10 protein-coding genes are annotated in these 13,217 nt (G+C 62.0%); 6 read left to right on the top strand and 4 right to left on the bottom strand.

Going from position 1 to position 13,217, the window contains the following annotated elements:
• Window positions 1–90: 90 nt before the first annotated feature.
• Window positions 91–2,052, bottom strand: a complete 1,962-nt coding sequence (gene acs / locus QOS90_RS05300; protein ID WP_027593090.1) for an acetate--CoA ligase — start codon at window positions 2,050–2,052, stop codon at window positions 91–93.
• Between the two features lie 408 nt (window positions 2,053–2,460).
• Between acs and QOS90_RS05295 the strand changes: the two genes are divergently transcribed.
• Window positions 2,461–2,715 carry a DUF2790 domain-containing protein gene (locus QOS90_RS05295; RefSeq protein ID WP_027593091.1) on the top strand — a complete coding sequence of 85 codons (255 nt, stop codon included), beginning with the start codon at window positions 2,461–2,463 and terminating at the stop codon, window positions 2,713–2,715.
• Window positions 2,716–2,787: 72 nt separating this feature from the next.
• On the opposite strand, the gene QOS90_RS05290 is transcribed toward QOS90_RS05295, so the two are convergent.
• A complete protein-coding gene (locus tag QOS90_RS05290; protein WP_027593092.1) occupies window positions 2,788–4,347 on the bottom strand; it encodes a sigma-54-dependent phenylalanine hydroxylase transcriptional regulator PhhR in 1,560 nt (519 codons plus the stop codon).
• Between the two features lie 256 nt (window positions 4,348–4,603).
• On the opposite strand from QOS90_RS05290, the gene phhA reads away from it, so the two are divergent.
• The 4 genes from phhA to QOS90_RS05270 all read left to right on the top strand — a co-directional run bounded on the left by phhA (window position 4,604) and on the right by QOS90_RS05270 (window position 7,399).
• Entirely contained in the window at window positions 4,604–5,392 is a 789-nt protein-coding gene (phhA, locus tag QOS90_RS05285) for a phenylalanine 4-monooxygenase (RefSeq protein ID WP_027593093.1), read from the top strand.
• A gap of 37 nt (window positions 5,393–5,429) precedes the next feature.
• Window positions 5,430–5,786 carry a 4a-hydroxytetrahydrobiopterin dehydratase gene (locus QOS90_RS05280; protein ID WP_027593094.1) on the top strand — a complete coding sequence of 119 codons (357 nt, stop codon included), beginning with the start codon at window positions 5,430–5,432 and terminating at the stop codon, window positions 5,784–5,786.
• Window positions 5,787–5,975: 189 nt separating this feature from the next.
• The gene (locus QOS90_RS05275; RefSeq protein WP_256214942.1) at window positions 5,976–6,104 is read left to right on the top strand and encodes a hypothetical protein; all 129 of its coding nucleotides are present in this window, start codon (window positions 5,976–5,978) and stop codon (window positions 6,102–6,104) included.
• Between the two features lie 95 nt (window positions 6,105–6,199).
• Complete coding sequence (locus tag QOS90_RS05270; protein ID WP_027593096.1) at window positions 6,200–7,399, top strand: MFS transporter; 1,200 nt, start codon at window positions 6,200–6,202, stop codon at window positions 7,397–7,399.
• Between the two features lie 121 nt (window positions 7,400–7,520).
• Here the strand turns inward: QOS90_RS05270 and ydiJ are convergent, their stop codons facing one another.
• Window positions 7,521–10,541: a D-2-hydroxyglutarate dehydrogenase YdiJ gene (gene ydiJ, locus QOS90_RS05265; RefSeq protein WP_085272482.1), complete on the bottom strand. Its 3,021-nt coding sequence runs from the start codon at window positions 10,539–10,541 to the stop codon at window positions 7,521–7,523.
• Window positions 10,542–10,692: 151 nt separating this feature from the next.
• Here ydiJ and QOS90_RS05260 point away from each other — a divergent pair, with 151 nt between their 5' ends.
• Complete coding sequence (locus tag QOS90_RS05260) at window positions 10,693–11,577, top strand: LysR substrate-binding domain-containing protein (RefSeq protein WP_027593098.1); 885 nt, start codon at window positions 10,693–10,695, stop codon at window positions 11,575–11,577.
• A gap of 119 nt (window positions 11,578–11,696) precedes the next feature.
• Here the strand turns inward: QOS90_RS05260 and QOS90_RS05255 are convergent, their stop codons facing one another.
• Complete coding sequence (locus QOS90_RS05255; RefSeq protein ID WP_172960378.1) at window positions 11,697–13,115, bottom strand: amino acid permease; 1,419 nt, start codon at window positions 13,113–13,115, stop codon at window positions 11,697–11,699.
• Window positions 13,116–13,217 lie beyond the last annotated feature (102 nt).

Raw genomic sequence — 13,217 nt, 5'->3', positions numbered from 1 at the left:
ACAGGTTCGGCGGTGCTCCTGAATACTCTGCACCCCCTGTGGGAGCCGGCTTGCCGGCGATAGGGCTGCAAGGCAGCCCCGCTCATAGCATCAGGCCGTAGCCAGGTTCATGGCCTTGTGCGTGTCGATCAGATGCTGCACCACACCCGGGTCGGCCAGGGTCGAGATATCACCCAGCGAGCCGTATTCCGCCGTGGCGATCTTGCGCAGGATACGCCGCATGATCTTACCCGAACGTGTCTTCGGCAGCCCTGGCGCCCACTGGATCACATCCGGCGAGGCAATCGGGCCGATCTCCTTGCGCACCCAGTTCTTCAGCTCCAGGCGCAATTGTTCACTAGGCTCCACGCCGGCATTGAGGGTGACATAAACATAGATGCCCTGGCCCTTGATGTCATGCGGCACGCCCACCACTGCCGCTTCGGCAACCTTGGAATGGGCAACCATGGCGCTTTCGATCTCGGCAGTCCCCATGCGGTGGCCAGACACGTTGAGCACGTCGTCCACGCGCCCGGTGATCCAGTAGTAGCCATCCTCGTCGCGGCGCGCGCCGTCGCCGGTGAAGTACATGCCCCGGAAGGTTTTGAAGTAGGTGTCGACGAAGCGGTCGTGGTCACCATACAGCGAGCGCGACTGGCCCGGCCAGGAATCGAGAATCACCAGGTTGCCTTCGGCAGCGCCATCGATCAGGTTGCCCAGGTTATCCACCAGCGCCGGCACCACGCCGAAGAACGGACGGGTCGCCGAACCCGGCTTGAGACCAGTGGCGCCCGGCAGCGGGCTGATCAGGATGCCGCCGGTCTCGGTCTGCCACCAGGTGTCGACGATCGGGCAACGCTCCTTGCCGACGGTCTTGTAGTACCAGTTCCACGCTTCGGGGTTGATCGGCTCGCCGACCGAACCCAACAGGCGCAGGCTGGAACCATCAGCACCCTCTACCGCAGCCTGCCCTTCGGCCATCATGGCGCGGATTGCGGTCGGTGCGGTGTAAAGGATATTGACCTTGTGCTTGTCGACGATCTTCGACACACGGGTGATGTCCGGGTAGTTCGGCACGCCTTCGAACAGCAAGGTGGTGGCGCCGTTGGCCAGCGGGCCGTAGACGATGTAGCTGTGACCAGTGACCCAGCCAACGTCGGCGGTGCACCAGTAGACTTCACCTGGGCGGTAGTCGAACACGCGCTCGTGGGTCAGCGCGGCGTAAACCAGGTAACCCCCGGTGGTGTGCAGCACGCCCTTGGGCTTGCCGGTGGAGCCGGAGGTGTAAAGGATGAACAGCGCTTCTTCAGCGCCCATCTCTTTCGGCGCGCAGTGGCTGGAGGCCACTTTCATCAGGTCTTCGTACCAGATGTCGCGGTGTTGGTGCCAGGCGATATCGCCACCGGTGCGCTTGCACACGATGATCTTCTGCACGCTGCTGGTCTCAGGGTTGGTCAGCGCCAGGTCGACGTTGCCTTTGAGCGGCGTACGGCGCCCGCCACGCACACCTTCGTCGGCGGTGATCACCACCTTGGACTTGCAGTCGATGATTCGGCCAGCCAACGCCTCAGGGGAGAAGCCGCCGAACACCACCGAGTGGATTGCACCGATGCGGGCACAGGCCAGCATGGCGACCACGGCCTCGGGGATCATCGGCATATAGATAGTCACCACATCGCCACGGTGCACGTCTTGGCCGCGCAGGGCGTTGGCGAACTTGCAGACCTGCTCGTGGAGCTCGCGGTAGGTGATGTTGCGGTGCTCGGAAGGGTCGTCGCCCTCCCAGATGATCGCCAGTTGGTCGCCACGCTCTTCGAGGTGACGGTCCAGGCAGTTGGAGGAAACGTTCAGAGTGCCGTCGGCAAACCACTTGATATCGACATGGTGGTCATCGAACGAGGTCTGCTTGACCTTGGTGAACGGCTTGATCCAGTCGAGACGCTGGGCCTGCTCGCGCCAGAAGCCGTCCGGGTTGATCACCGATTGCTGGTACATGGCCTTGTAGGTGGCCTCGTCGGTCAGGGTAGTAGCCGCAACCTCGGGACGAACGGGATACAGTGGAGCCGCACTCATCTGTGTTACCTCGGTGTAATAGTTGTTTTTGTATGGAACCGTTTGTAACTGTACCAGAGCGGCAAAAGCCATTCGACGTTGGTAGTAAAGCAGCAGATTTTGGTACTGACGTACGAGCAAAGCGCTCTAGCACGCGGCTCGCAGCCCTGGGCAGAAAGAATCGCAGTTTTTTTCGCGTGATTGTTACAGATTCTGTCAAAACACTTTATCAAAAGTCCCACTGTTTCAGCGGTTGCCACCTGCCTAGAATTCATCTCGCCAACAACGGCAAGGCGATTAACTTCTGGCAACAGCCCCCACGAAGGCAAGCGTTAATCACCCGCTTAATCCCGATCGTTAAAACTAGCAGCACTCGCGGCGCCACAAGCGCCGCGCACCCCCTCACGACCTTAGACAGGTAAATAGAAAATGAAAGCGTTACTGGTATTGGTACTTGGCAGTCTTTGCGGCGCGGCAATGGCCGGCGAAGCAAACGATGCCGAGCAGATTCCGGTTGAACAGTACAGTTACTCGCAGCACTTGGACATTGCCCGCGTCATCTCCATGAGCGAAGTGCCCAACGTCTGTGAAGTCGTGCCCGCCCGCATGACCTACGAGGACTCCCAGGGCCAGAAGCACATTCTTGAATACCGCGTGATGGGGAACGGTTGCTCTAACGGCTAACCCTTGAGATCGGGGCCCCGCTGGGGCCCTTCGCGGGTTTCCCCGCGAACAAATAAACCCAGTCGGCTGGCATTATTCAGTTGACTTTCCCAATGCATAATCCCGCAACTTATTGGCAATCGTGGTGTGCGAAACACCCAGTCTTTTGCCCAGCGCGCGACTACTTGTAAATTCCCCCATCAAACTTTCCAGCACGGCTTTTTCAAAACGGCCGACAATCTGTGAAAGGTCCCCTTCCAATGAAAACTCTCCCAACGGTTGCCGCACACCGTAGTCCGGCAACCGTATATGTTCACTTTTAACTACACCGCCTTCACATAACGAAACCGCCTGGAACAATACGTTTTCCAGTTGCCGTACGTTGCCTGGCCAGTGGTATTGGCTTAGTTTATCCATCGCGGCCGGTAATAACCGTGGCAAGGCGCAGCCGATCTGCCGGCTGGCCTGGTCGAGAAAGTGCTGCACCAAGCCTTCCAGCCCGTCCATGCACTCACGCAATGGCGGAATGTGCAGCGACAGCACGTTGAGGCGGTGGTACAGGTCCTGGCGGAACTCACCGCGCGCGCACAGCTCGGACAAATCCACCTGGGTGGCGCAGATCACTCGCACATCCAGGTACACCTCTTCATCACTGCCTACGCGGCGAAAGCAACCGTCCTGCAGAAAGCGCAGCAGTTTCACCTGCAAACGCGGGCTCATCTCCCCTACCCCGTCAAGGAACAGCGTGCCGCCGGCCGTCAGCTCCAGCAGGCCCAGCTTGCCCTCGGCCCGCGCACCCTCGAAAGCACCCGGCCCGTAGCCGAACAGCTCGGTCTCGGCCATGGATTCTGGCAACCCCGCACAGTTGAGCGCCATTAACGGCGACTGCCCACGCGGGCTGGCCAGGTGGCAGGCACGTGCCAGCAACTCCTTGCCGGTGCCGGTCTCCCCTTCGATCAGCAAAGGGGCATCCAAGGGCGCCATGCGCCGTGCCTCCCGCACCACCGCCGCCATCACCCGCGAGCTCTGGAAGATACTGTCAAAGCCGCGCAGTTCCTGCTTGCGCACGTTGTAGATGCGCTCACCGATACGGTCCGCGCGGTGCAGGGTCAGCACTGCGCCGGCCAGCGCCTCGCTGTCGTCATGCTCGGATTGCAAGGGGGCGATGTCGGCGAGAAACACATCCCCTTTCACCTTGACCCGCAGGCCATTGATGCGTGACTTGTTGGCGCGCACCAACTCGGGCAGGTCGAAGTCTTCCACATAACGCGCCAGCGGCATGCCCGGCACCTCGTCGACGCGCACCCCGAGCAACTGCGCCGCAGTGCGGTTGGCGGCGACGATGCTGCCGCCCATGTCGATCGACAGCACCGGAAAGTCCAACGCACCCAGCAACGCGTTCAGCTCCATGTGCCGGCGCTCGCTGGGCATCAAGCCGACGCGTTTGACGCCGAACACCCCGGCAATGGCTTCGAACTTGGGCCGCAGTGCCTGAAACTGCAAGTTGATTAGGTTCGGGCAGTGCAGGTAGATGGCGTTGCCATGGTCGCCGCCCACCTCACCACGCAGCACGTTGATGCCGTACTCCACCAACAGGTTGAGGATGTCGCGAAGGATGCCGATGCGGTTCTGGCAATGCACTTTGATACGCATGAACGCTCTCGAAGCGCCGAAGTTTTTCAACCCGACGCAGAAAATTCGTAAAGATAAGCTGACAAAAACCCGTAAACCATCAGCCCTTTGCCCCGGATTTTCCGACACCTACGCCTTTTTGTAAAATTATCGTTACGAACCAGGACCGATCCTGGACCGGGGTGGCTGCCCTACCCCCGTGCAAATCGGGCAATGAGGGGATATTCCTTAGGTATGTCGTGGACATAACAAGAAAAGCCCTCACCAGGAGAGCCACATGAAACAGACGCAATACGTGGCACGCGAGCCCGATGCGCATGGTTTTATCGACTACCCGCAGCAAGAGCATGCGGTGTGGAACACGCTGATCACGCGTCAGCTGAAAGTCATCGAAGGCCGTGCCTGCCAGGAATACCTGGACGGCATCGATCAGTTGAAGCTGCCCCACGACCGTATCCCGCAATTGGGCGAGGTCAACAAGGTCTTGGGCGCCACCACCGGCTGGCAGGTTGCCAGGGTGCCAGCGCTGATCCCCTTCCAAACGTTCTTCGAACTGCTGGCCAGCAAGCGCTTCCCGGTCGCCACGTTCATCCGCACGCCGGAAGAGCTGGACTACCTGCAGGAGCCCGACATCTTCCACGAGATCTTCGGCCACTGCCCGCTGCTGACCAACCCGTATTTCGCCGAATTCACCCACACCTACGGCAAGCTCGGCTTGGCTGCGACCAAGGAACAGCGCGTTTACCTGGCGCGCCTGTACTGGATGACCATCGAGTTCGGCCTGATGGAGACCCCGCAAGGTCGCAAGATCTATGGCGGCGGCATCCTCTCTTCGCCGAAAGAAACGGTCTACAGTCTGTCGAACGAACCGGAACATCAGGCGTTCGACCCGATCGAGGCGATGCGCACGCCGTACCGTATCGACATTCTGCAGCCGCTGTACTTCGTGCTGCCGAACCTCAAGCGCCTGTTCGACCTGGCCCATGAAGACATCATGGGCATGGTGCAGCAGGCCATGCAGTTGGGCCTGCACACCCCCAAGTTTCCACCCAAGGTTGCTGCCTGAAGCCACCTGATAACAACTCGAACTGGAAAAAGACACCATGAATGCCTTGAACCAAGCCCACTGCGAAGCCTGCCGCGCCGACGCCCCGAAAGTCAGTGACGAAGAGTTGGCCGAGCTGATTCGCGAAATCCCGGACTGGAACATCGAAGTGCGTGACGGCCACATGGAGCTGGAGCGCGTGTTCAAGTTCAAGAACTTCAAGCACGCCCTGGACTTCACCAACGCCGTGGGTGAAATCGCTGAAGCCGAAGGCCACCACCCCGGCCTGCTGACCGAGTGGGGCAAGGTCACCGTGACCTGGTGGAGCCACTCGATCAAAGGCCTGCACCGCAACGACTTCATCATGTGCGCGCGCACCGACAAGGTGGCCGAGACGGCCGAAGGCCGTAAGTAACAAGCGAAAACGGGGCCGCAATGGCCCCGTTTTTTGTAAGGCAAATGTCCGCTATTCGCCCGTAAAACCGACAAACGAACGGGAAAAATTTCAAACTGTCATCCAGACTGCTGTATCCTGCCCCAGCTTTTTAAAGCCCCATACGCGCCTGGCGCAGCCTTTTCACTCACACTTGCGAGGAACGACGAGATGCATGAAATCCCGAATCTTCCCTTCCCAAGCCTGAACCCAGAAGAGCAAACCGTTACCGTCCATGCCGAGCCGACGCCTGCCGTCGACCAGGATGGTGACGATCAATCCAGCGCTGACCAGGAATAACTGCGCATCCCCCGACTGTGTGAAAACGGCTGACCTGCGGGCCACCCCCGTCATCACGTTTTCACACCGTCCAGAACTCTGCCACGAAGGCCCCCATGCCCCACTCACCGCGCCCTCTTGCGGTCACCCTGCAAGTCGTCTCCATCGTCCTCTTCACCTTTATTGGCTACCTGAACATCGGCATCCCCCTGGCCGTATTGCCCAGCTATGTGCATAACGACCTGGGCTTCAGCGCCGTGGTCGCTGGCCTGGTGATCAGCGTGCAATACCTCGCCACGTTGCTCAGCCGCCCGACGGCCAGCCGCATCATCGACAACCTCGGCAGCAAGAAGGCGGTGATGTATGGCCTGGCCGGTTGTGGGCTCAGCGGCGTATTCATGCTGGCTTGCGCCTTTCTCACCCACCTGCCCTGGCTGAGCCTGACCTGCTTGCTGATCGGCCGCCTGGTGCTGGGCAGCGCCGAAAGCCTGGTGGGCTCTGGCGCGATCGGCTGGGGCATCGGCCGGGTGGGCGCTGAGAATACCGCCAAGGTCATCTCCTGGAACGGCATTGCCAGCTATGGCGCTCTGGCCATTGGCGCGCCGCTGGGTGTGCTGATGGTCAAGACACTGGGGCTATGGAGCATGGGCGTGAGCATCATGCTGCTGTGCGCGGCCGGCCTTCTGCTGGCCTGGCCCAAGCGCGCGGCGCCCATCGTCAGCGGCGTGCGCCTGCCATTCCTGAGCGTACTGGGCAAGGTGTTCCCGCATGGCTCAGGCCTGGCCTTGGGCTCGATCGGCTTTGGCACCATCGCCACGTTCATCACCTTGTACTACGCCAGCCGCGACTGGCCGAATGCCGCACTGACCTTGAGCCTGTTCGGCGCCAGCTTCATCAGTGCCCGCTTGTTGTTCGGCAACCTGATCAATCGCATCGGTGGTTTTCGCGTGGCGATCGCCTGCCTTTCGGTAGAGACCGTGGGGTTGTTGATGCTGTGGCTGGCACCCAGTGCCGAGCTGGCATTGGCAGGTGCGGCACTGAGTGGGTTTGGTTTTTCGCTGGTGTTCCCGGCGCTGGGCGTGGAAGCGGTGAACCAGGTGTCGGCGGCCAACCGCGGCGCGGCGGTTGGGGCGTATTCGCTGTTCATCGATTTGTCGCTGGGCATTACCGGCCCGCTGGTGGGCGCAGTGGCGGCGGGGTTCGGGTTTGCTTCGATGTTCTTGTTTGCGGCAGGGGCTGCGGCGTGCGGGCTGGTGTTGAGCCTTTATCTGTACAGGCAGGCGCGCCGGGCTCGGGATACCCTGGAGCTGTCCTGATGATGCAGTGGCTGTACCGGCCTCTTCGCGGGCTTGCCCGCTCCCACAGGAATCACCACAACCGTCGAGCCAACGGTATCCCTGTGGGAGCGGGCTTGCCCGCGAAGAGGCCGGTGCAGGTTTAACGCTGCGCGTACTGCAACACCACTTCCAGCGGATGGCGCATCTGCCGTTCGGTCATGCGCTTGACCTGACTGCGGCACGAATACCCCGTCGCCAGCGGTTCGTCTTGCTTGTCCAGCTTGGTCGCCCAGGACTGCTCGAAGATGGTCCGCGAGGTCTCCTGGTTTCGCGCTTCATGCCCATAAGTACCGGACATGCCACAGCAACCCGTAGCCTCGGTCACCAGCTTCAAGCCCAGGCGGGCAAACACTTGCTCCCATTGACGGGTGCTGGCCGGCACGTTGGTCTTCTCGGTGCAGTGCGCCATCAGGCGGAAGCTGCCAGCATTGGCCGCCGCTTGCTCGGGCAATGCATCCATCAACCATTCCTGCGGCAACAGCACCTTCGGGCAGTCTTCCAGGCCTGGCACCTTCTGGTACTCCTGGCGATAGACCAAGGTCATCGCGGGGTCCAACCCCACCAGCGGTACACCACAATCGGCCAGGGCCTTGAGCTGGGTGCCATTACGGATCGCCGCCTTGGCGAACGCGCCAAGGAAGCCCTGTACGTGCAGCGGTTTGCCGTTGGCACTGTACGGCGCCAGGAACACCCGGTGGCCAAGACGGTGCGCCAGGTCGATGAACGCGGCCAGCAGCGGCGTCTCGAAGTAACGGGTGAAGGCATCCTGCACCAGCACGATGCTGCGCTCACGCTGGGCCGGGGTCAGCTCGCGCAGCGCTGGCACGCTGGCCACGCCAACGCGGCAGCGGGTCAGGGTCGCCTGGAAGTTGAAACGACTGATCAGCGGGCTGTCGACCATGCCGACCTTGTCGGCCAACAGCTTGCTCACCCACTTCGAGCCCATCACCGCGTTATACAGCCCCGGCGCATGCGCCAGGTACGGAATGGTGAACTCCAGCGAACCGATCAGGTAATCCCGCAATGGGCGCTGGTAGCGGCCGTGGTACAGCTCGAGGAAACGCGAGCGGAAGTCCGGCACGTTGACCTTGATCGGGCACTGCCCCGCGCAGGACTTGCACGCCAGGCAACCGGCCATGGCGTCGTAGACCTCGTGAGAGAAGTCCGCCTGCCCCTGGTCACGCCCGCGGTTGTTGCGCAACCGTGCCGGCAGGCCCTTGAGCCAGGACACCTTGTTACGCGCCGCCGCCAGCACGTCGATATCCGCCGCGCCTTGCAAACGCAGCCACTCACGCATCAACGAGGCACGGCCCTTGGGCGAATGCTGACGCTCCCGGGTGGCCTTCCACGACGGGCACATGGCATCGTTGGGGTCGTAGTTGTAGCAGGCGCCATTGCCGTTACAGTGCACAGCGCTGCTGAAGTCCTGCCAGACACGCTCGTCGATGGTGCGGTCGAGGTCGCCGCGCAAGGTCACGCCATCGACCCGGGTCAGGCCTTCGGCGCTGTCGGGTGGGGTGCAGATCTTGCCTGGGTTGAGCTGGTTGCGCGGGTCGAAAGCGCCTTTCAGGCGCTGCAGCGCCGGGTACAGCTCGCCAAAATATTCGGGCACGTATTCTGAACGCAGGCCCTTGCCGTGCTCACCCCACAGCAGGCCGCCGTAGCTTTTGGTCAGCGCCGCCACGGCATCGGAGATCGGCTTGACCAGCGCGGCCTGGGCCGGGTCTTTCATGTCCAGCGCCGGGCGCACGTGCAGTACACCGGCATCGACGTGGCCAAACATGCCATAGGCCAGGCCGTAGCCATCCAGCAATGCGCGGAAGTCGGCGATGTAGTCGGCCAACTGCTCCGGTGGTACTGCGGTGTCTTCAACGAACGGCTGCGGGCGCACCTCGCCCTCGACGTTGCCCAGCAGGCCCACCGAGCGTTTGCGCATGGTGTAAACGCGGGTGACCGCCTCGGCGCCCTCGGCCAGGGTGTGCCCCAGGCGCTCGACGCTGGTGTCGTTTTGCAGGTGCTGGATGAACGCCTGCACCCGTGCATTGACCTCGTCCGGCTGATCGCCGCAGAACTCCACCAGGTTGATACCCAGGGTCGGGCGCTCGGGGTCGGCCGGGAAATACTCGGCGACGCTGTGCCAGACGATGTCCTTCATGGCCAGCATCAGCACCTTGGAGTCGACCGTTTCGATCGACAGCGGCTTGTGCGCCATCAGCGCATTGGCGTCACGCAGGGCGTCCATGAAGCTGGTGTAGCGGACGTTGACCAGCACCGCGTATTTCGGAATCGGCAGCACATTGAGCTTGGCTTCGACCACGTAGCCCAGCGAGCCTTCGGCGCCGCACAGCACGCTGTTGAGGTTGAAGCGCCCCTGTTCATCGCGCAGGTGTGCCAGGTCGTAGCCCGTCAGGCAGCGGTTGAGCTTGGGGAAGGTGCTTTCGATCAGCTCGGCCTGGGTTTCCTGGATCACGCGGGCCACACGGTAGACCTCGCCAACCCGGCCTGGCGCTGCGCAGGCCTGCGCCAGCGCAGCGTCATCGATGGGCAGGCTGTGCAGGCGCTCACCGCCGAGCAGCACGCTGTGCAGTTCGAGCACGTGATCGCGGGTCTTGCCGTAGGTGCAGCTGCCCTGGCCGCTGGCATCGGTGTTGATCATGCCGCCGACGGTGGCGCGGTTGGAGGTGGACAGCTCAGGGGCGAAGAACAGCCCGTGGGGCTTGAGCGCGGCATTGAGCTGGTCCTTGACCACACCGGCCTGGACCCGCACCCAACGCTCCTCGGCGTTGATTTCGAGGATGGTGTTCATGTGCCGCGACAGGTCGACGACGATGCCATCGGTCAGCGACTGGCCGTTGGTGCCGGTGCCGCCGCCACGCGGGGTCAGTTTGACCTGGGCAAAGCGCGCCTCGGCCATCAGCGTGGCGACCCGCGCCACGTCATCGGCGTCACGCGGGAACACCGCTGCCTGGGGCAGGCGCTGGTAAATCGAGTTGTCGGTGGCCAGCACGGTACGGGTGGCGTAATCGGCACTGATCTGGCCACGGAAGCCGCTGTTACGCAGGGCCTCGAGGAATTCGGGGTAGTTGGCGGTCGGTGCACTTGTAGGCAGCTGGGCGATCATCGACGGATGGCCTCTTGATATGGGCTAATTCACGGAAAACCTGTCAAGCCGGCATGGGTTGTTTCACACCAGATGACGAATAGGCCAATGTTCCTGTAGTTTCGCGCCAAGGGCAAACGGATAATCCTGCCGCTATCGATGACTTTTATGAATGAATTACCGCCACCTGACACCGTCCATGTCGCTGCTGCTGGCGTTCGAGGCTGCCGCCCGGCATGAAAGCTATACCCGCGCCGCCGCCGAACTGTCGTTGACCCAAAGCGCTGTCAGCCGCCAGGTGCAGGCACTGGAGCAGCAATTGGGGCTGACGCTGTTCCGCCGTGAAGGGCGCCAGGTGCAGCTGACCGACGTCGGCCGGCTGTACCAGCGCGAGCTGAGCGAAGCCTTGGGGCGCATCCGCAGCGCCACCTTGCAGGCGCTGGCCTACCAGTCGGGTGTCGGCACGTTGCGCCTGGCCACCCTGCCCACCTTCGGCTCGAAATGGCTGCTGCCGCGGCTGCATGCGTTCTACAGCGCCCACCCGGGCATGCTGGTGCATATCCATTCACGGATCGAAGCGATCAACTTCGACACCAGCGAGATCGATGCGGCAATCGGCGTGGCGAGCCACGACCTGCCGGGGCTGATCTGCCACCGCCTGCACGCCGAAGAGCTGCTGGTGATTCTGCCGCCAGAGGCCGGCGCCGACGCGCATGGCTGGAGCCCTGCCCGGGTCAGCGAAGAAGTGCTGCTGAACGTCGCCAACAACCCGCATGCCTGGGGCGAGTGGTTCTCGCACCACAGCCTGCCGCACCGGGCGATGCGCCTGGGGCCGAGCTTCGAGCTGACGTCGCATTTGATCCAAGCGGTACGGGCCGGCATCGGCATCGGCTTGGTGCCGCGGATACTGGTGGAAGAGGAACTGGCCAAGGGCGAGCTGTTCAGCCCCGGCGAGGCGTTTGCCAGCCAACGCAGCTATTACCTGATCTATCCGCCACGCAACGAAGCGCTGCCGTCGTTGCGGGCGTTTCGCAGTTGGTTGCTGGAGCAGATCTGAGTTTTGTGCTGGTTGCACTGGCCTCTTCGCAGCACAAGGCTGCTCCTACAAGGGGCGCGTAACAAAAAAAACCCGATGCCAGTCACCTGGCATCGGGTTTTTCGTGCCGCCTATGGCGATTACTTGGCCACAGTACCGGCAGCCCCGTTAGCCTGTGCGTCACGCTTAGGCTTGATGAGGTAGAAGAGGAACATCACCACCACCCACACCGGGATCGCATACACCGAGATCTGGATACCCGGGATCTGCAGCATGATGCCCAGGATCAGCACCACGAAAGCCAGGCAGATGTAGTTGCCGTAGGGGTACCACAGCGCCTTGAACAGCGGCTTCTGGCCGGTGCGGTTCAGGTGCTGGCGGAACTTCAGGTGCGAGTAGCTGATCATCGCCCAGTTGATCACCAGGGTCGCCACGACCAGCGACATCAGCAACTCCAGCGCGTTCTGCGGGATGAAGTAGTTGAGCAGCACGGCAATCAGGGTCACCGCCGCCGAGACCAGGATCGAACGCACCGGCACACCGCGCTTGTCGACCTTGGCCAGGGCCGCCGGGGCATCACCCTGCTCGGCCATGCCCAGCAGCATGCGGGCGTTGCAGTAGGTGCCGCTGTTGTACACCGACAATGCTGCGGTCAGGACCACAAAGTTCAGCAGGTGGGCGGCCACATCGCTGCCCAGCAGGGAGAACACCTGCACGAACGGGCTGCTGCCGTAGCTGCCGCCGGACGCGTCGATGCTGGCGACCAGGTTGTCCCATGGGGTCAGCGACAACAGCACGACCAACGCGCCGATGTAGAAGATCAGGATGCGGTAGATGACCTGGTTGATAGCCTTGGGGATCACGGTTTTCGGTTTGTCGGCCTCGGCTGCGGTAAAACCGAGCATCTCCAGGCCACCGAAGGAGAACATGATGAACGCCAGGGCCATGACCAGGCCGCTGACACCATGCGGGAAGAACCCACCGTGTGCCCACAGGTTGGTCACCGACGCGTCCGGGCCACCGCTGCCGCTGGTCAGCAGGTAGGCACCCAGGCCGATCATGCCGACGATGGCCACGACCTTGATGATCGCGAACCAGAACTCGGCCTCACCGAATACTTTCACGTTCATCAGGTTGATGAAGTTGATCAGCAGGAAGAAGCCCGCCGCCGTGACCCAGGTCGGGATCTCCGGCCACCAGTAGTGGATGTACTTGCCGACCGCCGTCAGTTCCGACATGCCCACCAGGATGTACAGCACCCAGCAGTTCCAGCCCGACATGAAGCCCGCGAAACCGCCCCAGTATTTGTGGGCAAAGTGGCTGAACGAACCGGCCACCGGCTCTTCGACGATCATCTCGCCCAACTGGCGCATGATCATGAAGGCGATGAAGCCGCAGATGGCGTAACCAAGGATCATCGACGGGCCGGCGGATTTCATCACGCCTGCCGAGCCGAGGAACAGACCCGTACCAATCGCACCGCCGAGAGCGATCAACTGGATGTGGCGGTTCTTCAGGCCCCGCTTTAGCTCGCCTGAATGCATGTTTTGTCCACTCATGAACGAAGTCACCTGCATTGTTTTTATCTGTGACGAAATCGGACCCACCGCGCTCGTGGCGCAGCGGAATGGGCAAGGTGGTTACCTTGGGTTTCTTGAACG

The organism is Pseudomonas sp. LAIL14HWK12:I10 (assembly GCF_900184205.1).
In the GTDB taxonomy this organism is placed as follows: Bacteria; Pseudomonadota; Gammaproteobacteria; order Pseudomonadales; family Pseudomonadaceae; genus Aquipseudomonas; species Aquipseudomonas kermanshahensis.
This window is presented reverse-complemented; position numbering and strand designations above follow the sequence as displayed.